The following is a 24,736-nucleotide window of genomic DNA, read 5'->3' on the forward strand; positions in this document are numbered from 1 at the left end:
AAAGCTGCGAAATCGCGGTATCATTCCCGGCCATGAACACCCAGCACCTTGCCTTCGGCCACTTCGAGTTCATTGCCGAGAACGGATGCCTGTTTCGCGACAATAGGCCTGTCGCTATCGGCGCCCGAGGTGCTTCGCTGCTTGCCGTTCTGCTTTCGGCACAGGGGGGTGTCGTCTCCAAGTCGGCCTTGATGGATGCCGCGTGGCCGGGATTGGCCGTCGAGGAAAGCAATCTTTCCGTTCAGATTGCCGCCCTTCGCAAGCTGCTCGGCCCCGCATCAGACGGCAGCGGATGGATCGTCACGGTTCCGCGGGTCGGCTACAGATTCTCCGGTCCGGTGGAGAGCCGGACCGATGCAGCCGATAGCGGATGGCATGCGCAGACCAGTTCGATCCCGGCGATTGCGGTACTGCCGTTCGAGAATCTCGGCGGCGATGCTGAAAGACAGTATCTGGCCGACGGCATCACCGACGACCTGATCATGGCGCTCGTCCGGTTCAGATGGTTCCGCGTCGCGTCACGTGGGGCGAGTTTCACAAGGAGGAATGGCTCGAGCGATCCGCAATCTATCGCGCACGAACTTGGCGTCGATTTTCTGGTGGATGGAGCTGTTCGGCATGCCGGCGATCGGATACGAATATCGGTGCACCTCGCCGACGTCGCGAAAGGCGCCACCGTCTGGTCCGAACATTACGATCTTCAGGTGGCCGAGGTATTTGCGGTGCAAGACGCCATCGCCGAACGGATTGCAGCGGCGGTCGAGCCCGAGCTGCTGTTGCGCCATGGGCTTCAGGTCGCTCCGCACACCGGCAACATCACTGCCTGGGATCTTGTCCGACAAGGCACATTCCATTTCCACAAGGTCACGCAGTCCACCCACCTCATGGCCCGGCGATTTTTCCGCGAGGCCACGGAGCTCGATCCCCTGCTGCCGGAGGCGCAGATCTGGCGGGCGCGGGTCAATGCGGGCCTCATTGCCTACGGCTGGACCGATAACCCCGCCGCGGACGGGAAGGAGGGTTTGGATGCGGCGCTGCGCGCGATCTATCTCGACGCGCGAAACCCGTATTCGCACTATGCGCTGGCGATTGTGTCGGCCTATACAGGCAGGGCTGACCAGGCGATCCTCGCAGCGGAACGGTCCATCGAACTCGGTTCGAGTTTCGCGTTGGGCTATCTCGTCCTCGGCATGGCCCGTCTTTTTTCGGGTGATGCCGCCGGTGCGCGCAAGCCCCTGGCTCGCGGCCTCGAACTCAACCCCCATGATCCGCAGAATGGGGTTTGGTTCGGCCTCTTGATGCTTGCATTGTTGTTTTCGGGCGACGTGGAGAGCGCGCTCGAAACGGGGCGTACGGCGTTAAAGGCGCGGCCTGACTGGCCGGCGCTTCTGCGCATTCAGGCGTGTTGCCATGCGGCCGCGGGACATCGTGAGCAGGCTCGCCGCTTTGCTACGGCGGCCAGCGACTTTCCCGAAGCTGCCGGCGATGCGCTTGGCCCTTTCAGAGATGGCAACAAGGAATGGGCCACCCGCCTGGACGAGCTGCTGCGAGAGGCGGAACTTTAGAACGACCGGTTGGCAAAGGCCGCTCAGGATCGGCGCCGAAGAAGCCTGAGGATTTCTACGGTCGGGTGAAAACCGCCGTTCGGTGATGGGAAATTCCAGTCGGGATCGGCTTCATTAGCCGTCGCTCAGTCGCAAAACCTCAAACAAAAGTTAGACTTTCACAACCTGGATCTGCAATAGTGTTGTCTGATCTCTTTCCGTGCAGCGCCTCGCGCCCTATCGCGGACGACGATCTACCGGGTGATGAAGCGGTTGGGTGTCAAGCGCTCAACGCCGTAAGACATGTGGAATCCGGGAGTGTCGATTGATCGATCATCTGTGTGCGTCGAACTGGTTTGGGAAAATCAAATGAAGGAGCGCCTGGTGATTGCTTGCGTGCTCGTTGCCGCCGCCTACATGGCGCTCACGACAGAAACTCGATTGTCTACCCCTATCAAGCCAGACGGCATCCCACCGGCGAGCGAAACGCCGCCTTCCAGGATCTACAAGGATGCTTCAGGGCGCGAGGCGCATATTGCGACGCCCTTGTTAGACAAATTCTCCTATGCCGGAGATGCCGACCTCTGCATCGAACTACGGGAAATGACAAAATCCAATGCGGATGCCGCAGAAGAGCTTCTAGACGCCTGCGGCAACATTTCAACGGGCAGCGCAGCTGAGATAAGCCAAAAACGTATCTGGTTGGCCATGATCCTTGGCGACGCGGACGAGGAGTATACTTATTCTCTTTCCGACAACGAAACCGATCGAAACAGGCGCGCTGTCCTGGCAATCTCGATGCTGAGAGCCGCACTGGATGCGGCTGCGCCGGATGCTGCGAAAGAAGCCTTCTCTGCTCTCGATAGCCTTTGGATCGCAAATAATGCGAGCGGTGCCTCTACCGGTTATTATCCACCCTTCCTGTTTGGCTCTGCCATGAAAGCTGAATCTGGTGAAGCGCTGTTGGCCCTGTGCCCGCTTGCCGGTCGGACCGACTGCGATAGGTTCGTACCAAGCGGAATGCCCAAGGCTCTGGAAGAGCTTGGGCGCTGGAAATCCAACGAGACCCTGCTGTTGCGTTCTGCAGAACTATTGGAACGTGAACACAAAGGCATCAAAGATCCAGACAAAGAAGCGGAGCTCGACTTTGCTGAGGACTTTTCTGCAACGCTGGGCTATGCCAATGAGCTCAATCCAGGAAACGGAAGCGCTCACGCTAGGCGGGGTGTGAAGCCGCTGGAGGAGTGGCTGAGCAAATTTGAAAACAGCACCGATGAACGTGAATTGCGATACATCTATAGCAAACTTGGCACAGCATACGGACGCATCGCATCGGATACCCAGCAGCGCACAGACGCTGAAAAGGCTGTAAAATTCAATAGTCAGGCATTTGAAATAGCCAGAAAATTAGACAAGGACGGCCCCAGCTGGGAAAACATGGCGAACCTTGGCGATGACACGCTACTCCTAGCCGAACTGAGCCAGCAGGAAGCTGGATTTCAGAAAGCGTTGAAGCTTCATCGTGACGCATACGCGATAACGGAAAAGCAGAATTCGCAAGACGCTTCCGCCTATATGAATATGAAACTTGCGCGGACCCTGCAGCACTATGCAAAGGCAGAGCTTCCTTCGGTTCCGAAAAACGAGAGGATCGCGATGTTGGACGAGGCGGTCAATTTAGCTGAAGGCGTCAAGCCGCTATTCGAACAGACGGGCACATCACTCTACCTTCGAATGACGAACAACGTCCTCGCTGAAGCAAAAGCCCAACTCACCTCGCTCCACCAATCGAAATTGCCTTGACAATCCGGCCTATGAAAAGGCGCCGATGTCTAATTCATGGTTTCCGTTGAAGCGAGGTAATGCATCGTGGAAGCGGCTGATTAATCAAAGTCGTCAAGCGGGATTTTCCGGGCCTGGTAAAGCCTCATCCGATTTGCGGGAGAAATATCCGTTTCACGCATCGAATCGCCCGCCCCTTCTTCAATGCAACCCGCCATTAACTTTCAAGGGTCACAAACGACTTACGGACCTGTGCGGCTTTATCAACGACGGTATTGCCCGACTTTCTTAATTCCGCCCGAATGAGTTGTGGCGGTCTTCAATCACGGACAGGACGCCGATGCCGTGAAGTTGCCCATTGGTCGCCGGTATCCGGTGACACGAGCAGCAGCCGTGCCGGCTGTTGATTGAAACATGTCGGAGACGATGCGGTTCTCCAAACTGGCCATGAGGGCTCTTCGCACAACAGGAGCCTGTTCATATGCCTCGCGTCCAACCGACCAGACCCCAGGTGGAGATCCTTGTCTGGCTCGCGGTCTTCCTGCTTCTCTTCTGCCTGTCGTGGTTCTTCCACTGGCATGAGGGGCTGGATGCGTTCATCGAGAAGCATCATGACTATCCGCTGGACCACGCGCTCCTTGCCCTGAATATGTCAGGGTTTCTCGGGCTGATCTATTCCGCACTGCGGATCCGTGATCTCTCGAGGGAGGTTCGTCGCAGGCTGCAGGCCGAAAAGAACGTGGACTGGATTGCCTGTCACGACACGCTGACCGAACTGCCGAACCGCAGATTTCTGGAATCCGTCTGCGCGCAGTCGATGAGCGATCAGAGGGGCCAAGAGACCTATGCCGTGTTCAGCATCGATCTCGACGGCTTCAAGAAGATCAATGACCTCTTGGGGCACGATCACGGTGATGCGGTGCTGAAGGCCGTTGCGCAACGGCTCTCCTCCCTCTTTCCGCGTGAGCATGTCTTCCGCCTTGGTGGAGACGAGTTTGTCGTTCTGGCGCGACGCACGGGAAATCCCGATCTGGCCGCCTTGGGGAACCGCATCGTGAGCGTGATCGGCAAGCCCTTCACCTTCAATGGCGTCGCCGTCGACCTCGGCGCCAGTGTCGGCTTCGCGCTTTATCCGGAGAACGGTGATGACCTCAGCCAGGTCATCCGACATTCGGACTGCGCGATGTATGTCGCCAAAAAGCAGGGGCGCGATCTGGTGAAGCCCTTCGTGCCTTCGATGCAGGAAGAGTTGGCGAAACGGATTCGGGTGGAAGCCGATCTGAGAGCCGCCATCAGGAAGGCTGAGATCGTTCCCTACTATCAACCGCTCGTGGACCTGAAGACGAACAAGATTATCGGTTTCGAGGCACTGGCACGCTGGAAGACCGCTTCCGGCGAATTCATCCCGCCGAACGAATTCATTCCTGTGGCGGAAGAAGCCGGGCTGATCGTCGAATTGACCGACCAACTGCTTCGCCGCGCCTGCACCGACGCGCTGTCCTGGCCAAATGAGCTCGTCCTGTCATTCAACCTTTCCCCGATCCAGTTGAGCGACCGGTTGCTGGGCCTCAGAATTCTCAAGATATTGGGCGATGTCGGTCTGCCGGCGCACAGGGTCGAGCTCGAAGTGACCGAAAGCGCCATCATCCAGGACGCCGTCACGGCACGTATCGTGCTCGACGATCTGGTGAACGCCGGTGTCAGGATTGCCCTCGACGACTTTGGAACGGGCTATTCCAGCCTCTCGCAGCTCTCCAGCTACCGGTTCGACAAGATCAAGATCGACAGGAGTTTCGTCGCTTCATTCGAAACCAACGACAAGCAGGACAAGGTGATCAAGGCGATCATCGCTCTCGGCGCCGGGCTTGGCGTGACGATAACCGCCGAAGGCATCGAAGAGGAGAGCCAGCTTCAGCGGCTTCAGGATTTGGGCTGCGACATCGGCCAGGGTTATCTGCTCGGCAGGCCAGCCCCGGCCGAGATGCTCGCCGCAGACCATGTCAGCGCCAGACTTTCGCAACGGCGCTGACGGGTCGACGGGTCTTACTTGGAATTCTTTGTCGCGCTGCTTTGTTGGAAATGCCCAACGGCGCCGTCGATATGAAGCCAGTGATGTTTTGATTGCTCAAAGATGGACAGGGCAGGAGCCGGAGATTGCGGGTCTGCCAACGCACCGACGGCAACACCGGTAAAACCTGGCAGGTTGTCGGCCCTCCAATAGACCGTAGACCCGCAGTTCGGGCAAAAATAGTTGCGGATCTTTCCACCGCTTGCGGCTGTCCGGTTAAATTCACGCTGGCTTCCCGAAACGGCGACGGAGTCCGAGGGATAAAACGCACCGACGCCGAATGGACTGCCAGTTCTGCGCTGGCAATCGAAACAATGACATGCAACGACCAATCTTGCCTGCTGCGAGAGTGTAACGGTGAGTCCACCGCAACTACATTGCGCACGGGTCATTCGGAAATCTCCGGATATTTTGGGATAATCGGCAAAGCTTGGCACCAGGACAATACGCCTGGCAGTGCTGCAGTCGCCACTGATGTGGCCGATCAATACAGCAAGCTTTGCTCAAACAGGTTATGACAGGCCCTGGGAGTTTTCAAGCGCGTGCCTATTCTTGGCGGATGCGAGGTCGGGCGTTCCGGCGTTGGATCTATGCAAGGAGCGGCGTCGCGGCGTGTCCTTCGAGGCTTCGCCCTGCGGGCTGTGCCGCCTCACGATGAGGACAATTGGAGTGCCGCGACAAGGTCAGGTGTTCAAGCCGCCATCCACCGTGAGAATGGTTCCCGTGATGTGCCTTGCAGCCGGGCTCGCGAGGAAAGCCACAGCCGCCGCCACATCTTGCGGCTTGCCGTAACGACCAAGTGGGATCAGCGCACGCTGGAAGTCGGCGAAGTCGCCATCGGCGGGATTCATATCGGTGTCGGTCGAGCCCGGCTGGACCAGGTTTACGGTGATATCGCGAGATCCGAGTTCCCGAGCGAGGCCGCGGGTAAACGAATGAAGCGCGGATTTTGTCATGAAATAGACCGTACCGGTGTCACCGACGATGCGTTCGGCACCGGCCGAGCCGATCGTGATGACTCGGCCTCCCGCCTGCAGATAGGGAATGGCGGCCTGCGAAGCGAGCAAAGGCGATCGCACATTGACATCCAGCAGCGCATCGATGTGCTCGACGCTGACGTCGGCAATCGCACCGTAAAGCGCGATTGCGGCATTGTTGACGAGAATGTCGAGACCGCCAAGCGCCTGGGCGGCCTCGTCGACCGAACGCTTCACGGCCGCCGGATCGGCACTGTCGGCCTGGATGGCAAGCGCCTTGCGGCCCTTGTGCTCGATCGCCCGGACGACTTCGGCGGCGCGATCGGCCGAACGCTCATAGGTGATGGCGACATCAGCGCCTTTGTCGGCAAGCGCCAATGCGATGGCGGCGCCGATCCCACGCGAACCACCAGTGACGAGGGCACGCTTACCAGCCAGTTCTGTCATGATCTTCTCTTTCTGTAATGATCGGTACATAAATAGCTAGGCGCATTGCCGCGAGGTGTCAACGGGTTTATATAATGATCGATGCAGAAATCGGATGAAAACCGGAAAGTCGATGACAGCCCTGCCCGTAGCCGCGGACGGCCGCGGGCGTTCGATCGGGAAGCAGCCCTCGCCCAGGCGACCCGCCTGTTCTGGATCAAGGGCTTCGAGGCGACCTCAATCGCCGACCTCACCGAGGCGATGGGGATCGGATCGCCGAGTCTCTACGCCGCATTCGGCTCGAAGGAGGCGCTCTATGCCGAAGCGTTGCGCCACTATCGCGAGGACAACGAGGCGCTGGTCTGGGCAGGCTTCTTTTCGGCGGGCACGGCCCGCGAAGCGGTCAAGTCGCTTCTGATGGATTCGGCCGCTGTCCTGACCGGCTGTGTCGTGGATATTCCCCGCGGCTGCATGGTGACGCTGTCTTCGGTCGGCAGTGAGGGCTATGTGGAACTCGGCGAACTCGTGCGAGCCGCCCGCACCGTGACGCTCGACCGCCTGAACCTGCGCCTGAACCAGGCGATATCAGAAGGCGAAATTCCGGTCTCGACCGACGTCCATGCGCTCGCCCGCTTCATCCAGACCGTTCAGAACGGCATGTCGATCCTGGCCCGTGACGGAGCGAGCCGTAGCGAACTGGAGGCAGTCGCCGAGCTGGCCATGCTGGGTTGGGACACTCGGACCGCGGATGCCGAACCGCTCTAACTTTTTGTTTTTACACAATTCCGGACGGAAAGCCGCTTCGCACGTTTCCTGGAATTGCTCTAGGCTGAGACGAGGCAGTCTCTTCTCACGCCAAATTTCGTACGAAGTCCTGAGCCGCTCCCCGGCACATTCCAATCCCGCGGAATCGCCTGGCTCGACCGAGGTCGATCTGGCGGGATTTTTCGGAAAGTCACGGGAGGCGGTTGCTTTTGCATTCTTTATCAGCCATTCTAGAATGAGCGATAAAGAATCGGAGCGACTATGGGCCGGACGCGGGAATTCGATGAGGAGGCGGTGCTGACGGGGGCGATGCACATCTTTCGCAAGCAGGGCTATCAAGGCGCATCAATCCGGGACCTCGAGGAGGCGACGGGCCTCAAAGGCGGCAGCATCTATCACTCGTTCGGCGACAAGGCCGGCCTCTTCGACGCAGCGTTCGGACACTACCACCGGATTGTCCTGGAAGGGCGGATCGCGCGATATGCGCCGCCAGGGAGCGGACTTCAAGGCTTGCGCCAACTGTTCCTTTCACTCCTGCATGAGCCCGACGACGGCTCCCTCGGCTGCCTGATCACAAACACGGCGGTGGAATTCGGCGGTGGTGTCCAACCGCATCCCCGTGTCGAGGCCGCGCTCGGTCTCCTCCGCACCACATTCGGCTCGAGGCTTACCGAGGCGTCGACCTTCGCTCGGGATGCCGATGGCGCCAAGGCGACGAGGACAGCCATCCGCCTTCTTGCCCTCTATCAGGGCCTCCTCGTGCTCATTCGCGGCGGCGAAGACAAGACCGGCCTGCGGCAGGCAATAGAAGACGAATTCAATCAACTGGAGACGCTGTCATGACACCTGAGGCGCTATGGAATCGATATGCAGCCATCTGGTCGCTGGATGCTGCCGCTCGCGAGCCGGAAATGTTGGCTTGCCTCGCTGACAATGTGACCTATTGCGATCCGAATGGAGCGATCGCGGGACGAACCGGTCTCTCGGCTTACATGGCCGGATTTCAGGAGAGCGTACCGGGAGGCCGGTTCAAGATATTGAGCGTTCTCCATCATAATGAACGTTCGCTGGCACGCTGGGCACTGCGCCGGGAAGACGACATGGTCTTGCAGACGGGCACCAGCTTCGGAGTGATTTCCGATGGCCGGCTCGGCGCGATCACCGGCTTCTTCGATCCTCTGGCGCCACAGCCGCATGAGTAGCGAGGCGACACGCAGGCTGGCGCTCGACTTTGCGGGCCAGATCGCTCCAGCCGGCTCCATCGATGTCCGACGCTTCTTCGGCGGATCCGCTCTGGTCCGAAACGGCGCGCAATTCGGATTCGTCATGAAGGGCATCTTGTATCTCCGCGTCGACGATGCGATGCGCGCGGAGTTCGAGGCCGATGGTTCCGAACCGTTCAGCTACCGTGCGGCCGGCAGGGAGGTGACGGTTCGCCGCTACTACGCAGTCCCGGCCCATGTGATCGATGATCCCGCATTGCTGCACGCGTACTCGCAGCGGGCATTGCACGCTACGCCCACGGCCGGCCACAAACTCTCCGACACGATGCTCGCTTTCAACCCATCTGGCTAATGCCGATGCCAGGCCCGGCCTTCGCCGGATCGAGCCTGAGCGTTAAATCTCTCCCGCCGAGGGTCCCCAGACATCCGTCAGGGCGAAGCCGTTCGGATGCGGGTCGAAGGGGTCGAGGGCCACCTGGGTCAGGCCGAAGGTGAAGCCGCGGCCGGTGATGGTGGGGATGACCGCCGGGCGGCCGGCCACCTCGGTCACCGCCTGTAGCCCGACCTCGAATTCCGAGCCGATGATCGATTTCGAGGTGAAGGTGTCGCCGACCTTGGCCTTGCCGCGGGCATAAAGGGTGGCAAGATTGGCGGAATTGCCGGTGCCGCAAGGCGAACGGTCGGCCCGGCCGGGCCACATGGTGGTGCAGGTGCGCACCGTGCCGTCGGCTTCGGTATCGCGGAACATGACATAGGCGACGCCTGATATCGCCGGGATCTCGGGATGGACGACCTTGATGTCGCGGTTGATCAGCTCCTTGAGGATCATGCCGGCCTGGACGAGGCCGGCGGCATTGGCCTTCTCGATCGTCAGGCCGATCTGGCCGACATCAACAAGGGCATAGAAAATGCCGCCATAGCAGATATCGGCCTTGATCCTTCCCCAATGCGGCGTGTCGACGCCGACATCGAGCTCATGCACGAAGGAGGGCACCATGGTGAGCTTGACCTTCTCGCAGCGCCCGTCGCGGCAGGTTGCCGTCGCCTTGACGAGGCCGGCGGCGGTTTCGAGCGTGACGATCGTTTCCGGCTCCTGCATCTCGACGATGCCGGATTCGAGCAGGGCGGTGGTGACGCAGATCGAATTCGAGCCGGAGCTCGCATGCGCCTGGTCGGGCTGCAGGATGACGAAGGCGGCATCCGCGTCAGGATGCCGCGCCGGCAGCAGCAGATTGACCGAGCCGATCGGCGCGCCGCGCGGCTCCAGGCAGAGGAAGCGGCGAAGCTCGTTGCCCTTCGGATCGGTGTTCAGCCAATGCAGCTGGGCGGCGATGGTCTCGCCGGGGATCTTCGGCACGCCGCCGATCGCCACACGGCCGATTTCGCCTTCGGCATGAACATCCAGCAGCTGGATCGTGCGCTTCCATCTCATATCGAAAACTCCAGTTCGGACGTGACGGGTGACGCCGCCATCGATGCGGATCGTTCCAAGTTAATACCGGTCTATGCGGAACGGGGTCAAATCGACGGATGGTTTCGCCCCGGTCACCATATCGGCGATCACAAGCGCTGTCGTTGCCGAAAGTGTCAGGCCGAGATGGCCGTGGCCGGTCGCATAGAAAACACCCGGCATCTTCGAGGACGGCGAAATGATCGGGATCGTATCGGGCAGCGCCGGGCGATGACCCATCCATTCCGTCGCCTCCTCGACCTTCAGGCCGGGCAGCGCACGCTGGGCATGGCGCACCAGCACCCGGGGGCGGCGGAAATCCGGAGCCGCGTCGAGACCGGCGAGTTCGACATTGCCGCCGACCCGGATGCCGCCCGCCGTCGGCGTCACCATGAAGGCGCGATGCGGCCAGATCACCGAATAGCGCATGGAGATGCCGGGCTTCATGATCTGGGTGTGATAGCCGCGTTCGGTTTCGAGCGGGATCGGCTCGCCGAGGTTTTCGGCGAGGAAACGGGTGTGGACGCCGGCGGCAAGCACAACCGAACCGGCTTCGATGCGCCTGCCATCCTCGAGGAGAATGACTGATGTGCCATCGCCCCGGCGCTCGATATTCCTCACCGCGCCGGAAACGAAGGCAGCACCGGCGGCCAGGGCGGCCTCGGTCAATTTGACCACCAGCCTGTAGGGATCGCGGATCGACTTATTGTCGGGCAGCAGCACGGCTTTGGCGATCGCCGGTGATAGTGCGGGTTCGTAATATTGGATGGCGCCGTTGCTCAAGACCTCGAATTCGAGACCGTAGCGCTGCATCATGGCGAGATGCGCGCGATCGGCGGTAAATTCCGCCTCGGTCTCGTAGATCGCCAGGCATCCTTCCTCGGTCATCAATTCAGGCGCGCCGATCGCCTGCAACATCTGCCTGAAATCGCCGAGCGCGCGGTTCGACAGGCTCATGCCGGCATCCTCGATCGCTCGGAGCCGCGACGGCCGGCCGGCGGCGAGGAAGCGCAGGAACCAGGGCAGCATTTTTGCCGCATAGGAGGGCCGCAGCCAGACCGGGCCTTCCGGATCGAGCAGCCAGCCGGGGATCTTCTTCCAGGTCGAGGGGCCGGAACCGGCGGCAAAATCCAGCGCGATGCTCGCCATATTGCCGAAAGAGGTGCCGCGTCCCGGCTCGCCCTTGTCGATCAGCGTCACCGCCAGGCCCCGCCGCTGCAGCTCGAAGGCGATCGAGGCGCCGATCACGCCCGCGCCGACGACAACCACGCTCTTCTTCGTCTCATCCGCCATGAATCAACCCATCGCACGGCAGACAGGATTGCCGTCGCGACTCTGATATATCAGATCTTCGATGATGCCTATGGAATTTTTACTGGCTTTCGGGGAGACCGGCACCGACGCTGTCGCCGACCGAACCGACGGTATTGTTCATCGACTGGCCGAGACGTTTCAGCTGGGCGTCGTAGTTGCGTCGGGTGCGCGGATCGAAGATCGCGATCGGCGTGCTGACGGCGACGCTGACGGCACTTCCGGCGGTCTGGGCAGCGCCCATCGCCACCGCGCCGACGGCTTCGCCGAGCCCGACATTGGAATCGGTGATCGTCTGGCCGGCAATCAGCCGGTCGCCGATCAGCTTTACCACTTCGGGGCTTTCGGCGAACTTGCCGTGGTTCAGCCGGTCGCCGCCCTTGAGCTTCGTGAGGTCGAGCACGGTGATGCCGGCCGCCTCGAGCTTGCTGCGATAGGGCTCGGCGGAGGGATCGATCTGGCCGAGCCGGTCGACATTGCCGGAGATGCGCCGCGACAGCGCCAGAGCCCGGTCGTCCTGCGAGACGAAGATGGTGAAGTGCGGCTTGTCCTTGCCGAGGCTTGCGAACTGGCGGCCGAAGACGTCGACATCGAGATCGGGCGAAGCGAGGATGACATTGTTGATCTTCGAAGCGACGTGACCGTTGCGGATCGCCATCTGCCGCAGCGCCTCGACGGTGAGCCACGTGCCCATCGAATGGGCCATGATGGTGACGTCGCTGACAGCGGGATTGGCGGCGGTGCGGGTCAGCAGCTCCTCCAGCGCGTCGCGGGAATAATTGGTGCTTTCCTTGTCGTAATTATAATCGAAGATGCTGGCGCGTGACGGCCAGGTGAAGACGACCGGCGCGACGTCGGCATGCGAATCATGGACGATCTGTGCGAAGCGGTAGACGGCGTCCTCATAACGATTGTTGAAGCCGTGGACGAAGACCAGCACCCGCCGGCTCTTCGGCATGTGGCTCTTCAGCCAGGTCTCGCCTGCCCGCTCGCCTTCCAGCGGATCGACGGAAACGGTGACGAAATCGCGCAGCGGATCGGCCGGCAGCCGATTTGGCCATTGCACCTGGCCGACCTTGCGATTGGCGTCCGGCGGAATGGAGACGTCGACGGCATTGACGGCGAGCCCGGTGCCGCGTTCGCCGGAGAACAGCACGGCGGGATTGTCATCGGCAGCCCGCGTCGTCGCGACGAGCAGATCGACCTTCGAGGTGCCCGGCGGCACGCTGCCGGCCGCCTGCATGACACCGACCGGCCTGCCGCCGCAGCCGGAAAGCGCCATGATTGCCACCAGAAGACCTGTCAGAGCCGCACGCGAGCCGCGCCTTTTGCCGATCATGACCAAACTCCAATCGGTTCACGCACCGGACAGGCGGCGCCCGTTCAAATAGTCCGACGAGGCTTGCCGAGTCAAACCGCGCGGGCTGGAAGCCTTTTGTTTGCGCGCAATCCCGGACCCGGACCGCGGCGGAGTTTTGCGGGATTGCTCTTGAACTTTCTGCCGTCCACGGCGTTTTTCCCAATCGCATTCAATCGATGGATCACGGTGATGAAATTGCTCGGGATCACATGCTTATCGACGTTGGTGCTGATGCCGTCTCTCGGCTCGACCGAGACGCTCGGCGAGGCCGAGATCCGCCGCGATATCATCGGCAGGACGGTCTACCTCTCCACCCCGCTCGGCGGCGAACTGCCGCTGATCTTCCGCTCCTCCGGCAAGGTCGACGGCAACGGCAAGGCGATCGGTCTCGGCCGCTATTTCAAGCCCAGCGATAGCGGCAGATGGTGGATCGACGCCAACCGCCTCTGCCAGAAATTCCAGAGCTGGAACAAGGGCAGGCCGATGTGCTTCGCACTCGAACGCACTGGCGCCAACAAGGTCAAATGGACCCGGGATAACGGCAGGACCGGCGTGGCACGGATCGGCAATTGATCGATTTCGATGGGGAAACGAAAAAAGCCCGACGCGGGAGGAGGTGCGCCGGGCTCTTGATCCTGACTGACAACTGGGAGGAGGAGTGTTGTCAGTCCGATGTAAGAGCGCTGGGAGGAGGAGTGCGCTGCTTACGAAGATAGTAATACCCAATTCTTTTGATCGGGAATAGCGAAAATACCGCAATGCAGCAATGCAATCAGCGCATGGCTTGCCTCTAAAATAACAGGCCAGCGCCTCATTTTACGGCATGTTTGACCATGTGGTCAAAATTCTGCCGAAAATTGCGGCCTGGGAGATCGGCGAGGCTGGACCCTCATCCGCCTGCCGGCACCGACCGGGGTCGAGCCACTGGTCTCGACCCGTCCTTCGGACCCCCCGCAAACGGGGCGAAGGGGATATACCGCGCCCTCTCCATTCCCACCTCGGCTCTCGCATGGCAGGTCCCCTCGCCCCGTTTTTACGGGGAGAGGGTTACGGTGAGTGGCAGCCACCGGGTGCAAATCAAGCCGCCTTGAACACCCTCCGACCCTCGGCATCGAGAGCCGAGAATTCCTCGTCCGACAGCGTGATATCAACCGCCGCAACGTTTTCCTCGAGATGCTTGACCTTTGAGGTGCCGGGGATCGGCAGCATGACCGGGCTGCGCTTCAGCACCCAGGCGAGCGCGATCTGGCTGGGGGCGGCATTGTGCTTTCTGGCGATCGTATCGAGCAGCGAACCCGGCTTGGCGAGATCGCCGGCGGCGAGCGGATACCACGGGATGAAACCGATATTGTGCTTGGCGCAATAATCGAGCACGTCCTCGCTGGTGCGGTCGACGAGATTGTAGCGGTTCTGGACGGTCGCGACCTTGAAGTGCTTCGACGCCGCTTCGATGTCGGCAACCGACACTTCGCTCAGCCCCGCATGGCGGATGAGGCCGGCATCGAGCAGCGATTTGATCGCGTCGAACTGTTCCTTGGCCGGCACTTTCGGATCGATGCGGTGCAACTGCCAGAGATCGATCTGCTCGACACCGAGATTACGCAGGCTCTTATGCGCCTGCTGGATCAGATATTCCGGACGTCCGACGGGCAGCCAGATGTTCGGGCCGTGGCGGGTGAGCCCGCCCTTGGTGGCGATGACGGACTTGGCGGCATAGGGATGCAGTGCCTCCTTGATCAGCCATTCGGAAATATCGGGGCCGTAGGAATCGGCCGTATCGATGAAGTTGACGCCAAGCTCCGGCAGCCGCTTCAGCGTGCGGATAGATTCGGCATGATCGGCGGGCTCGCCCCAGATTCCGTCACCGGTCACGCGCATGGCGCCGTATCCGAGACGGTTGACCTCGATCTCGCCGCCGATCTTGAAGGTGCCTGACTTGGCTGCGTTGTAACTGGACATGGTCTTTCCTCTCTTGGGTCAATAGATCACTGAAAGTCGATGAAACGGTCGGAGATGCCTGGGCTTTTGGGATGCCTTCGAGCGCGAATGCGCCCTGATCGAAAGGAATGCCGGCATGGTGATGACCCGCCCATCGAGATGATGAATGAGAATGTGGTCGCTGCGACGCTTGCACATATAGGATGGCACTGCAGGGATAACAGTGACGGCGATGAAAACATTGCCGTCGGACGGACGCGCAGCGCGTACAGGCGACTGCGAGGCGCCCTACGTCAAAGCCTGGTCTTCGCCTGGTCGCCGAACTCCGCCAGCATTTTCCAAAGCTCGGCGAAGATCTCATGCGCGAAATCCTGCGGCGAGGCGCCTGCCGGGCGCTGCTGCCAGAGTTCGCCGCCGACGCGCAGCGCGCCGATGACGATTGCCGCCAGGACGCGCATCCGCGACCGCTGCTCCGAGTCATTTCCCCTGCGCAGCAGCAGCGCCTCGGCGAGCTTCTGTTCGAGCTTGGCGTATTTCAGCTGGTCGCGGGCTTTCAGCGCCGGCGTGCAACGGATGAGTTCGCCGAGCGCCAGGCCACGCTCGTCGACGGAAGCGATGACGGTTGTGGTGATCGCGGCCTCGACCGCCTCGACGGAGGATTCCTCTGCAGGCCTTGCGGCGATTTCCGCCATCAGCCGATCGGCAAAGCTATCCTGCCAGGCGAAAACCACCTCTTCCTTGGAGGGGAAATAGTCGAAGAAACTGCGCTTGGAGACATCAGCCGCCTCGGTGATGTCTTCGATCGTCGTGGCGTCGAAGCCGCGCTGGAGAAAGAGGGCCATCGCCGCGTTTTCGATGCGCTCGCGCGTCTGCCGCCGCTTGCGTTCCCGCCGGCCCTCCCCCGTCTCCGTCCGCTTGCTCTCAGCCATTCCTGCCCGGCATCACAATTCAGCCGCCGGTTTCGTTGGAAAAAGCGGCGACATCGTCGATTTCGGTCTCGCTGTTGCGATAGTTGAAGCGCTCGCGCGACAGTTCCAGCGGCTTACGGCGCGAAATCCTGTAAACGGAGGCCGGCGGCAGGTTGCGGACCGTGCCGCCGATGCGCACCGCCTTCAGGCCGAGACGGTCGAGGATCGGCCGCGGCACCGGGCAGCGCGGACCGTAGGTAAATTGATAGACCGCCCCGCCCGGCCGCATATAGGCGAAGGCGCCCGCCATGATCGAGGCGATCTTGCGCGGCGACATGGAGAGCAGCGGCAGGCCGCTGACGACAGCGCCAACCGGTTCGCCGTCGAAAATATCGGCATGAGCGAGCTGGGCCGCGTCCATCTGCAACACACGCGCCGTGGGGAAACGCGCCTGCAGAGAGTTTATGAACTCCGGACCGTATTCAATCAGCGTCAGATCCGCCTCACTGACGCCGCGCGCCAAAAGCGCGCGGGTGAAGACGCCGGTGCCCGGGCCGAGCTCGATGATCGGCCCGTCAAGTGCGGCAATTTCACTGGTCATGATCCTGGCCAGCGAATCGCCCGACGGCGCGATGGCCGCGACGCGAAGCGGGTTGCTGATCCATGAGCGGAAAAAATGCAGGAAATCGGAGCATGCGGCCTTTGCGGTCATGACTATCCCACCTGTCTGAAATTCGATTGATTATGAAAAGCGACCATCGCGGCGAGCATGGCAATTCCAAGGCAGACAGGTCAATCGCTCTTCGATGCGGCTTATTGCAGCGCCGGCATCCAATATTGTTTGATTCTGTACTTATTGCATTTTTGCATTTGATGCAAGATATGGGCGTAACCGTTGCGCGGCGCCGACCGGGGTCGAGCCACGGGTCTCGACCCGTCCTTCGGACCCCCGCAAACGGGGCGAAGGGACCATGCCGCGACCTCTCCGTTCCCACTAACCTTTCGCGGGGCACGTCCCCTCGCCCCGCGAGCGGCGACGCCGAAACAGAGGTCACGGATATGTGAGCGGCACGCCGAGCAAGAAAAAGGCGGCTCGTCGCCGCCTCTTTCCTGTGCCGGCTCAATAGCCGTTATCACACGGCATGCTGCCGGGGCCGATCGATCCAGAAAACGTAGGGTTGCACATTTCCGGTGCTGCCGGCCTGTTCACCGGCTCGCGGATAATGGAGCCCGTGGTGCCGGCTTCGACGCCGAAGGCGGCCAGCGGATACCAATAGCCATCGGAATGGCGGCGGGTGCCGGGGCGTTCGGTGCGGAAGCCCTGATAACCATGCCAGGATCCGGCATGTGGTTTATATTGCACCGTTTTTACCTCCGAAATACCGGGCGGGAAAGCCGTCTGGACGGGAGCCGCCTGCACTGATGCAATCGAGGCGATGGCGAGAAGGGTGGCGAGCGCGGCGGTGGAAGGGGCAAGTCTGAGCATTTTCATGATAAACCCTCCTTACTGGATTTATCTCGGGAGAATGCCTTCCCCACCGGCGGAGTTCCGTGGCTCACATGCAATTCCAAAACTCGTGATTGCAGGCGATCCGGCGTGACTAAATCGCCGAAAAACGTGAAAAGTCGCGATCAGAAGAGGAGCTCAAAGAGCAGCCGGGCTGCACCGTGAATTCTCTGTTCTCAATTCGCGTATAATGTCCGGTAGCCCTGGCCGGAGAGGCAGGCGACATATTGACGATGGGCGGCGGCGCGCGCCGTGGTTTCCGCCTCAAGTTCATCGGCCCCGGCATAACCGGTCAGCTGGGCGCGCAGCTGATACTGCTTCCGCGCCTCGTCATACATGGCGTTGCCGTCGGTCATGCAAATGCCGTGCGCAACAGAAGGCGGGTTGACCGGCACGCCGACTGCCAGGAGCACGGGATCATTGGCATGGTCGACACAGCCGGCAAGCGCCGTCATCATCGCCAGGGCAGCCAGAGCCCGAAAAATTCCCACCATCATGCATTCCTCCGGCCGAAGCGCCTCTGAGATCATCAGAGCTGCGGATACATCAGGAAGGTTGCGCGAAACTAGGCAAATCACCCTTTCAGACAAAAGCCGCCGCTTGTCTATTTCGGGGATGCGGGCCAAGAATGGCGGGCGCCCCGAATATGTTTAAAATATTGCTAAATTATTACATTGATGCTTACTTACAATAGTAGACACTAATCTCTCCGGGGGAGGAAGATTATGGCTTCGCCGTGGGTAAACGACGCACTGTCACATGCACAATCAGCGTTTTCCAGCAAGATCAACACGGATATCCTTGAGGTTGGGGGCGGCTCTCGCACGCATATCCCACTAAAAGGCGCGCGATATACGGTCCTGGACATCTCCAAGGAGCAGCTCGAGAAGAACAAGGACGCCGCGGAAAGGATCCTCGGCGATGCTCAAACCATCGACTATGGAGATCGCCGCTTCGACGCCTGCGTGTTCTGGGACGTTCTCGAGCATTTGGAAAACCCGCGCTCCGCCTTGTTGAGAGCCCATGATACCTTGTCTCCCGGCGGTCTGGTGTTCGTCAAAGGTCCGATCCTCAGTTCCGCCAAGGGGATCTTCACCGACCTCACACCCTGGTGGAGCCATGTCCTGTTCTATCGCTACGTGCTGCGGCAGAAAAACGCGGGGAAGCCGGGCTATGCGCCGTTTCGCGTCGAGCACGCCGCCGAGGCATCCCATTCGGAGATTGCCCAGACATTGAAGGAACTCGGCATGGATATCGTCTTCGTCGGCGAATATGTGTCGACCCAGGTGCATGCGCTCAAAGACAGAATTCCCCCGCTTTATTGGCTCTATGAGGCTTTCGGCCTTCTGCTGCGCACAGTTTCGGCCGGAAGGATCGGGGGACGGGAGACGGAGTTCCTGATCGTCGCCAAGTGCCTTCGACAGTAACTCCCCACCAAAATCTATATAGCACTGCGGAATCCCGAAATTGGCTGCACTATTGAAATCATTCCATATTTCCTGATGCCGACGCCTCACGAAGCGCGGCGAATTTCGGAATCCCGAAGTGGGGGAATTTCGGGATCCCGAAGTGGCGTTTTTTTCTTCCTGCCGAGGCGCCCGCGTTTGTCGGCGGCAATCTTGCGGTCGGTCTCGGACCATTTCCGGCATCTTTCGGCCGTGCACCGCTTCCACTCGTCGGTGGGCGGCGCGCCTTCATGATCACCGACAAAGGTGAGCGTGAACCGGTTGGGATGCGCGACCCCGCTGCCCGCCCGGCCGCGGCGAACTTTTATCAGCCCCTTATATTCCAGCTCATCGAGCGCATCGGCCACATATTCGCCGGTCACGCCGTAGGAAACGAACTGCGGATGGGTCACGACAAGCTTGCCGTTTTCCAAGGCGGCGTGGGACGTGTGCTCGATGACGATGCGGAAAAAGGCGCGGCAGGCATTCGCGCTCAATGTCGTGAAGGCCGCAGATTCCAGCAACTGAATGGTGAACCATTGCCAGCGAAGGCACCCGTTATCCGTGCCGCTTGGCGGAGCAGTATGCTTGCGCACCATCGCCCGCGTCTTTCCCTGACTGGTTCGGCTTTTGTCGCGAGGGTTGAATTTGACCATCAGCCCCTCGCCCGCGTTGCCGGTCGATCCTTCGGCAATCTACTCACCCTGCGAGACCGGGAATTCTGTTCATAAAGCGGGCGACGGCCCAGGCTCGTCCCGGCGACCAACTCGCCGATAAGGAAAAATTTGCTCGACATCCGGCATTCCATGGTTGCAATCACGGCAACCTAGCGCAAGAACGATCCATGAACTAGGAAAATATTCTTAGTTTCGATCTTACATCGTTCGGTTGCGTCTGCTAGGATCAGGGCGCTGAATCTCGAAGGGTAGGAGCGCGATGCGAATGATCGGCATGGGAAAAAAGAGCGTGGTGGTTTGCGGCAAGCGATTGCTGGTCTTGTTTTCGATCTTGCTGGCAAGCGCCGTCCAGGCCTTTCCCTGCGATCAGCCGGTCGTGATCTCGAATTGGTCGTTCTGTGCGACCGGCAATGTGAGCGCTGAGGGCGGCGCCGCTGATTGGAAAATCGTTCCCGCATGGACTCACCAGGACGCCATAAGCGCGTATTTCGGAAACGATCCGCGGCTCCTGGCAAACCACGGGCTTTGCAACGCCAAATTCCGTCGCGTCGTCCTCTGCCAGCCGGGATGGCAAACGGGCAACCCGGATGAGTGCTCATACCTGGTTTGCAGCGGCTATTACTCATCCTTGTTCGGGAAGGAAGAAAGGGAAGCCTATATGAAAGACCATCCGGACGAGCAATAGTTTTTCGATTCGCTGTCTTGGGGGCCTTTCGCTTCGCTGTCTTGGGGCAGAGACCGGAGCGGCCGCTGAGAAGTTAACCTTAATCTCCCGATCTCGATGTTGAAAACCTGAAGCGGCTTCGCGCAAAACGATTATTGCGACAGGGGTACTACCCATCCTCTTCATCGGCAAATATGCTCGCTACCGGCAGCCGGAAGATGCCGCAACCTTCAATGTTCAGAGGCCTTGCCAGCATGACGTCATTGTACAGGAAGAGTTTTGTCTGGTTTTTCCTGTGCCTCACACTCTCCCATCCAGCATGGTCCGCCGACGGCATGGAGATCCCGGGCTACGCGCCGGCGACGGGCGTCGAGCGCAGCTACCGCGTTCAAAAAGCGTCTGAAACCGATATGTCGTTCTGGTTCGACAAGCCAGGCGCCTCGGCCATGACGATGCGCGGCGCGTTTCGCCAGCGTATGACGGTGCTGTCGCGGGATGAAGACGGCATGCGGGTCCGCTGGTCCCTCAGCGCCGATTTGCCGGAAGGCACCGCTGGCCTTGCCGATAGTTATCAGATGAACCTGCTCTATCGGACTTCCCTCACAGCCTATGGCACCGCCACGCTCGAATTCGAAACCGACCTGAACGGCAACCCGCGCACTCTCTCCGATGCCGATCAGATCGTGGCGCATATGCAGGAGATGGCCGCCGGCGGCGCTCCCGCAGCCGGCGTCTCCGCGGCACGGGAAAACGGGGTCTATGACATCATCAACAAGATAGAGGCGAACCCTCTGCTGATTGTTACCGCCCTGGTGCCGGAAGCGCAACTGCTTGCCACAGGGCAATCCTACCAGGCGGAGACGATGGAAATGGGACAGGCCTCGGTGGCATCCCGAGACGAGGACTATGGCGGCGTCAATGTCCCGGTGACCTCGACCTGGACCCTGAAATCGACCGACGCAACCGCAGGCACGGCAACCCTTTCGCTGTCGGAGGAAGCCGATGCCGCAGCGTTCAGTCAGTCGCAGCGGCCGGTGATCGCAAATTTGATGAGCAGCTTTGCCGAGCGGGCAAAGAGCCTGACGGCCGATCAGCTGGCTTCCGTCAAACGCGCCAGCAAGAACCGAAGCGTCGAACTCGTGGTGTCCCTGAACGATGGCTCGACGCTCGAAGCGTCGGAGATCGTGACCGTTACGACGGGAGACGCAACGTTTCGCACATACACCCATATCCAACGCGAGGACATGCCGGCCAAGCTGCCGCTGCCTGCCGTGCTGACGGCAAAAGACTTGCAGACGCCTGATTTGGGCATCGAGCCGCTGCCATCGGCCAAGACCGGGCCGGGCATCCTGGATGAGCTTTCGACACCTCCTGCGCCGCCAACGGCATCACAAGATACGGCCGCTGCCGCAGATGATGACGGGGCCAAGGCAATCGCACCTGTCTCGCTTGAGGTGAAGAGCGCAGAGGTAACCCTGTCCCCTGGGTCCTACGACCACGGACTGAATATCGAGCTCACCCCGGAAGGCGCTGCCGAATTCCGCGATTTCACCCAGGCGGCATTGGGGCGACAAACGCAGATGCTGATCAACGACAATGTCGTCATGGAACCCTGGATGAGGGAGCCGATCATGGATGGCCGCATTGTTCTGTCGGGAACGGATCGGAAAGATTTGGAAGCGCTGGCGGAACAGCTGAAGGCTCCCGGCGCCAAGATTGTCGTCCGGCTACGCCCATGAAGGCGCCACCTGTGCAGTCTGCCTTCCCGGCGGCATCATCGGCTGCGCCCTGGTCAGCTGCCCCTCACTTCAGCCGCCGGGTCAATCGCCGATGGCAAAATGAACGGGGGAACGACGCGGGGCTTCAATCCTTTGCTTCGGGGATCAGACGTATCAAAGTTCCATCCCTCGCCGCAGCGCTGATTGCCGTTGCGATCTGCCGGAGCGGTCCATCGGCGACGAGCATATCTGGCGCAGGGTGTTTTCCCGGACTCGGATCGACAAAGGCTGAACACCGGTGATCCGAGTCGAGCATCGCCATGAACGATGTCGCGACGATTGCTTCGCCGCAGGCGGCGCATCGAAGAATGTACGAACCGCCATGGACGATCGATTCGGTTTTATCCGATCCGCAGGACGGGCAGGCCAACATATCGTTCATTGCGGATGAGCCTATGAGGCGGCGGCCAGAATGATGGCGATGGCAAGCAGCAGGGGACCCATCCACTTGAAGTGGCGGACCACCGGCGGCCGGCTGGCCGGATTGCCGGGAAAGGGCAGATAACCAAAGCCGACGGACGCCATCCACAAGCCGGCGCAAAACATGATGATTTCATCGATATAGGCTGCGATCATGGGTTCTCCTGTCTTCGAAAGACGTCACTACAATCTCTCTCTCCGCAGTTTTGTGCGACATGCTTTAGCGGAGCCGTTCATCATAGGAATCGGCACGGGCCAGACGGAACAGATCGGGATAGAGACCCAACCATAGAAACACACCCTGGCGTCGTGTGCCAAAACGCTTGTGCCCTTTCATCATTCGAAAAGCCACATCACGTTTCGCGAACAGGTGGCCGCCATTGGCTGCAGCCAACAGAATGTCATCGGCTTCGTCGGCATGCCGCGCCAAATGGGGATGCGCCTCGATCGTCCTGTATTGCCAATAGAGCGACGATATCGGGTGATGCCGGTCTCTCCGGAACCATTCCAGCGCGAGTTCGGCGCGTCCAGCGTCGAAATGGCTGAGCCCAAGAGGATGAGCAGCGGACTCGTTTCCACCGTCATAGGCCAACTGGTAGTGGTGAAGCGATTGATCTTTATCCTTTCGAACAGCATGGCCATACCAATACATCCAACCCAACACTCCATGAGCCCAGGCAGATCCGGCATTTGCCGCCTCCTCCAGCAGAGGCAAGGCTTCCTTATAACGCTTCTGTTTGTACAATTGCTGGGCCAGTTCCTCATCAGACGCAGTCATGCCAGCATTGCTCCGATCAATTGGACAGCCTCTCTGACCTCAGGGCCGTGACGCATGTCGAGCCGATCCGCCAGCCTCCGCCCCAATTTCCGCCACCGGTCGCAATGGGTGTCATAGCCGGTTCCCGAAACCAGCCACGCTCCGCTTGCATCCATGCCGGGGGATCTGCGGCGCCTGGCGGCCTCTTCGGCGACCATGATCCACTCGCAGAGACCGAGAAGCGCTGCGTCGTTCCATTGGTGCGGACGGCCAAGCGCGAACCACAGCATGGCCAGCCCGAAGAAGGGGATCTCTCCCGCTTCATGTTCCGGCAGGCGCGGAATCAGCCAGAATAACAGCGACAGAACGTCATCCTCGACATCCAAGCCGAGGGCTTCCAGGCTGCCGATCAAGTTTATGAGTGTCTGGTTGCCGCCATAAGAAGCACCCGCGTTGCGCGGGTCGCCATAGGAGACGAGCAGAACCGTGCACGCAAACGCGCATTGCCTGGATAGGTTCGCCACCATGCCGGGACCCTGCTGCCCGGGTTCAGACCACCGGGTCAGTTCCAGAACCTCGCGGGGATGCCATTGCAATGGCGACGGCAATTCGCACAGCCGGGCGATATCGACGAGCCGGGCGAGATGTTCTTCGCTGTCATTGCCGTAGTCGGCGCGCGCAATGCTCTGCAGATCGGCGTCATCCAGCAGGCCGGCCGTGGCCTTGAGAAGAGAGTTTGGATTGCCTGATGAAATCGATGACACACTGCCGGCGAGGCTCTGAAATTCGACGACGTGCTCCTGCATTCGTGACGTCATTTACATTTTCGCCCTACCAAACTGTCCGGACTCCGAGCCGGGCAAGCCGAATTGTCCGTTCGCCATCGACAGCGCCCTTTCGCTCAACATTTGGCAGCCCTTCAGAAAATGTCGAGGGGCTAAACTTAAGGTAGCACAATTGCTTCGAATCCCCTAAGCATCCCGATGCATTACAACGAATGCTAACCGCCATAGCGCTCTCAGGAATATTCCATGCCCAACGCTCAATTCATTCGCTCCGCCGCCTTCTCTGTGTGCGTCGCTTTTGCGGCATTTCAGGCCGGACAGGTTCTGGCCGAGTCGGCCAATGACAAGTTCTTTGACGCAGCCCTTTGCAAGCCACCCTATACGATGACATCGGCAATGAAGATCTATGACGTCGTGGAGGCTTTGGCCAAACCAGACACGTCGTCTCTGGGTGCGGCGATCTACAAACTCCCGAACCAGATCGGCCGCGACGGCTTCAAATCGAACGAGGTTTTCTTTGCAAGCAACGCGGTTGGAATTTTGGTCGAAGGCGAACGCGCCGACGATCTGGCCGCAAAATACGGCTTGAAGCGGGAGACCTCGGACCTGCTGGGTGCATCTACCAAGGGCTATTCGCGCGAACTGCCGGCAGATCTGCAGCCGGAACCGGGAATGGCCGGACCCGGAAAGGTCTCCATCGTTGCCCGCCAAGGCAATGCCCTGCCAGGCAAAACCTTGCTGGCGTGTGAATTCGTTCAGGAATTCTAGGCGTCGCCGGGGCGCCATCAGCTTCCCGGCAAGGCCTGATGTTGTGGAGCGGGCAACGATACCCTCACCGTTTCCAGATGCCAGACCTTGGCGACGATCCGCCAGCCCTCGATGCCTTTCACGAAGCAGAGATGGTCGATGAAAACGTTGGAATGAATCCGCAGCCTGACCTTCACGGTGGCA

At 60.3% G+C, this 24,736-nt stretch carries 28 protein-coding genes; 12 read left to right on the top strand and 16 right to left on the bottom strand.

Annotated features, from left to right (window positions below):
* Positions 1–32: 32 nt before the first annotated feature.
* The 3 genes from ACMUVN_RS27200 to ACMUVN_RS27210 all read left to right on the top strand — a co-directional run bounded on the left by ACMUVN_RS27200 (position 33) and on the right by ACMUVN_RS27210 (position 5,355).
* On the top strand, positions 33–1,565 hold the full coding sequence (locus ACMUVN_RS27200; RefSeq protein WP_127431008.1) for a winged helix-turn-helix domain-containing protein: 1,533 nt from the start codon (positions 33–35) through the stop codon (positions 1,563–1,565).
* A 348-nt stretch (positions 1,566–1,913) separates the two neighbouring features.
* Positions 1,914–3,347 (top strand): hypothetical protein, encoded by a 1,434-nt coding sequence (locus ACMUVN_RS27205; protein WP_414815703.1) that lies wholly within the window; start codon positions 1,914–1,916, stop codon positions 3,345–3,347.
* A gap of 460 nt (positions 3,348–3,807) precedes the next feature.
* Positions 3,808–5,355, top strand: a complete 1,548-nt coding sequence (locus ACMUVN_RS27210) for a putative bifunctional diguanylate cyclase/phosphodiesterase (RefSeq protein WP_414815704.1) — start codon at positions 3,808–3,810, stop codon at positions 5,353–5,355.
* A gap of 14 nt (positions 5,356–5,369) precedes the next feature.
* Here ACMUVN_RS27210 and ACMUVN_RS27215 read toward each other — a convergent pair whose 3' ends face one another.
* Positions 5,370–5,786, bottom strand: a complete 417-nt coding sequence (locus tag ACMUVN_RS27215) for a GFA family protein (RefSeq protein ID WP_414815705.1) — start codon at positions 5,784–5,786, stop codon at positions 5,370–5,372.
* A 291-nt stretch (positions 5,787–6,077) separates the two neighbouring features.
* Positions 6,078–6,818, bottom strand: a complete 741-nt coding sequence (locus ACMUVN_RS27220; protein ID WP_028756132.1) for an SDR family NAD(P)-dependent oxidoreductase — start codon at positions 6,816–6,818, stop codon at positions 6,078–6,080.
* Positions 6,819–6,899: 81 nt separating this feature from the next.
* Between ACMUVN_RS27220 and ACMUVN_RS27225 the strand changes: the two genes are divergently transcribed.
* The 4 genes from ACMUVN_RS27225 to ACMUVN_RS27240 all read left to right on the top strand — a co-directional run bounded on the left by ACMUVN_RS27225 (position 6,900) and on the right by ACMUVN_RS27240 (position 9,137).
* Positions 6,900–7,562, top strand: a complete 663-nt coding sequence (locus ACMUVN_RS27225; protein WP_414815706.1) for a TetR/AcrR family transcriptional regulator — start codon at positions 6,900–6,902, stop codon at positions 7,560–7,562.
* A gap of 261 nt (positions 7,563–7,823) precedes the next feature.
* Positions 7,824–8,405 carry a TetR/AcrR family transcriptional regulator gene (locus ACMUVN_RS27230; protein ID WP_132573651.1) on the top strand — a complete coding sequence of 194 codons (582 nt, stop codon included), beginning with the start codon at positions 7,824–7,826 and terminating at the stop codon, positions 8,403–8,405.
* Positions 8,402–8,764: a nuclear transport factor 2 family protein gene (locus ACMUVN_RS27235; RefSeq protein WP_414815707.1), complete on the top strand. Its 363-nt coding sequence runs from the start codon at positions 8,402–8,404 to the stop codon at positions 8,762–8,764. Before ACMUVN_RS27230 ends, ACMUVN_RS27235 begins: the two co-directional genes overlap by 4 nt.
* Positions 8,757–9,137, top strand: a complete 381-nt coding sequence (locus ACMUVN_RS27240; protein ID WP_414815708.1) for a TfoX/Sxy family protein — start codon at positions 8,757–8,759, stop codon at positions 9,135–9,137. Before ACMUVN_RS27235 ends, ACMUVN_RS27240 begins: the two co-directional genes overlap by 8 nt.
* A gap of 42 nt (positions 9,138–9,179) precedes the next feature.
* Here the strand turns inward: ACMUVN_RS27240 and ACMUVN_RS27245 are convergent, their stop codons facing one another.
* From ACMUVN_RS27245 to ACMUVN_RS27255, 3 genes are all read right to left on the bottom strand, one after another.
* Positions 9,180–10,217 (bottom strand): 4-hydroxyproline epimerase, encoded by a 1,038-nt coding sequence (locus tag ACMUVN_RS27245; protein ID WP_183903718.1) that lies wholly within the window; start codon positions 10,215–10,217, stop codon positions 9,180–9,182.
* Positions 10,218–10,277: 60 nt separating this feature from the next.
* A complete protein-coding gene (locus ACMUVN_RS27250; protein WP_414815709.1) occupies positions 10,278–11,528 on the bottom strand; it encodes an NAD(P)/FAD-dependent oxidoreductase in 1,251 nt (416 codons plus the stop codon).
* 79 nt (positions 11,529–11,607) lie between these two features.
* A complete protein-coding gene (locus tag ACMUVN_RS27255; protein ID WP_028755436.1) occupies positions 11,608–12,885 on the bottom strand; it encodes an alpha/beta hydrolase in 1,278 nt (425 codons plus the stop codon).
* 210 nt (positions 12,886–13,095) lie between these two features.
* On the opposite strand from ACMUVN_RS27255, the gene ACMUVN_RS27260 reads away from it, so the two are divergent.
* Positions 13,096–13,479 carry a hypothetical protein gene (locus ACMUVN_RS27260; protein ID WP_028755437.1) on the top strand — a complete coding sequence of 128 codons (384 nt, stop codon included), beginning with the start codon at positions 13,096–13,098 and terminating at the stop codon, positions 13,477–13,479.
* Between the two features lie 504 nt (positions 13,480–13,983).
* Here the strand turns inward: ACMUVN_RS27260 and ACMUVN_RS27265 are convergent.
* The 5 genes from ACMUVN_RS27265 to ACMUVN_RS27285 all read right to left on the bottom strand — a co-directional run bounded on the left by ACMUVN_RS27265 (position 13,984) and on the right by ACMUVN_RS27285 (position 17,756).
* On the bottom strand, positions 13,984–14,865 hold the full coding sequence (locus ACMUVN_RS27265; protein ID WP_168332449.1) for an aldo/keto reductase: 882 nt from the start codon (positions 14,863–14,865) through the stop codon (positions 13,984–13,986).
* Between the two features lie 272 nt (positions 14,866–15,137).
* On the bottom strand, positions 15,138–15,773 hold the full coding sequence (locus ACMUVN_RS27270) for a TetR family transcriptional regulator (protein ID WP_127431016.1): 636 nt from the start codon (positions 15,771–15,773) through the stop codon (positions 15,138–15,140).
* 19 nt (positions 15,774–15,792) lie between these two features.
* The gene (locus tag ACMUVN_RS27275; protein WP_028755440.1) at positions 15,793–16,464 is read right to left on the bottom strand and encodes a class I SAM-dependent methyltransferase; all 672 of its coding nucleotides are present in this window, start codon (positions 16,462–16,464) and stop codon (positions 15,793–15,795) included.
* Positions 16,465–16,872: 408 nt separating this feature from the next.
* A complete protein-coding gene (locus tag ACMUVN_RS27280) occupies positions 16,873–17,244 on the bottom strand; it encodes a hypothetical protein (RefSeq protein WP_028755441.1) in 372 nt (123 codons plus the stop codon).
* A 191-nt stretch (positions 17,245–17,435) separates the two neighbouring features.
* Positions 17,436–17,756 carry a hypothetical protein gene (locus tag ACMUVN_RS27285; protein WP_028755442.1) on the bottom strand — a complete coding sequence of 107 codons (321 nt, stop codon included), beginning with the start codon at positions 17,754–17,756 and terminating at the stop codon, positions 17,436–17,438.
* Positions 17,757–17,984: 228 nt separating this feature from the next.
* Between ACMUVN_RS27285 and ACMUVN_RS27290 the strand changes: the two genes are divergently transcribed.
* Positions 17,985–18,686 (top strand): class I SAM-dependent methyltransferase, encoded by a 702-nt coding sequence (locus tag ACMUVN_RS27290; protein WP_047617123.1) that lies wholly within the window; start codon positions 17,985–17,987, stop codon positions 18,684–18,686.
* An 86-nt stretch (positions 18,687–18,772) separates the two neighbouring features.
* Here ACMUVN_RS27290 and ACMUVN_RS27295 read toward each other — a convergent pair whose 3' ends face one another.
* Complete coding sequence (locus ACMUVN_RS27295) at positions 18,773–19,360, bottom strand: hypothetical protein (protein WP_127431021.1); 588 nt, start codon at positions 19,358–19,360, stop codon at positions 18,773–18,775.
* A gap of 280 nt (positions 19,361–19,640) precedes the next feature.
* Here ACMUVN_RS27295 and ACMUVN_RS27300 point away from each other — a divergent pair, with 280 nt between their 5' ends.
* Positions 19,641–20,066, top strand: a complete 426-nt coding sequence (locus ACMUVN_RS27300; RefSeq protein WP_127431022.1) for a hypothetical protein — start codon at positions 19,641–19,643, stop codon at positions 20,064–20,066.
* A 233-nt stretch (positions 20,067–20,299) separates the two neighbouring features.
* A complete protein-coding gene (locus ACMUVN_RS27305) occupies positions 20,300–21,784 on the top strand; it encodes a SecDF P1 head subdomain-containing protein (protein ID WP_414815710.1) in 1,485 nt (494 codons plus the stop codon).
* Between the two features lie 124 nt (positions 21,785–21,908).
* Here ACMUVN_RS27305 and ACMUVN_RS27310 read toward each other — a convergent pair whose 3' ends face one another.
* From ACMUVN_RS27310 to ACMUVN_RS27325, 4 genes are all read right to left on the bottom strand, one after another.
* Positions 21,909–22,205, bottom strand: coding sequence for a hypothetical protein (locus ACMUVN_RS27310; RefSeq protein ID WP_414815711.1), 297 nt, complete (start codon positions 22,203–22,205; stop codon positions 21,909–21,911).
* 11 nt (positions 22,206–22,216) lie between these two features.
* Entirely contained in the window at positions 22,217–22,399 is a 183-nt protein-coding gene (locus ACMUVN_RS27315) for a hypothetical protein (protein ID WP_047617130.1), read from the bottom strand.
* A gap of 64 nt (positions 22,400–22,463) precedes the next feature.
* On the bottom strand, positions 22,464–23,021 hold the full coding sequence (locus tag ACMUVN_RS27320) for a sel1 repeat family protein (RefSeq protein ID WP_414815712.1): 558 nt from the start codon (positions 23,019–23,021) through the stop codon (positions 22,464–22,466).
* Positions 23,018–23,818, bottom strand: coding sequence for a hypothetical protein (locus tag ACMUVN_RS27325; protein ID WP_028755450.1), 801 nt, complete (start codon positions 23,816–23,818; stop codon positions 23,018–23,020). The genes ACMUVN_RS27320 and ACMUVN_RS27325 overlap by 4 nt, the downstream gene beginning before the upstream one ends.
* A gap of 213 nt (positions 23,819–24,031) precedes the next feature.
* On the opposite strand from ACMUVN_RS27325, the gene ACMUVN_RS27330 reads away from it, so the two are divergent.
* Entirely contained in the window at positions 24,032–24,553 is a 522-nt protein-coding gene (locus ACMUVN_RS27330; protein ID WP_028755451.1) for a hypothetical protein, read from the top strand.
* A 17-nt stretch (positions 24,554–24,570) separates the two neighbouring features.
* Here the strand turns inward: ACMUVN_RS27330 and ACMUVN_RS27335 are convergent, their stop codons facing one another.
* Positions 24,571–24,729: a nuclear transport factor 2 family protein gene (locus ACMUVN_RS27335; protein WP_414815713.1), complete on the bottom strand. Its 159-nt coding sequence runs from the start codon at positions 24,727–24,729 to the stop codon at positions 24,571–24,573.
* Positions 24,730–24,736: the final 7 nt, after the last annotated feature.

It is taken from the genome of Rhizobium sp. IY2, assembly GCF_047532935.1.
In the GTDB taxonomy this organism is placed as follows: Bacteria; Pseudomonadota; Alphaproteobacteria; order Rhizobiales; family Rhizobiaceae; genus Rhizobium; species Rhizobium anhuiense.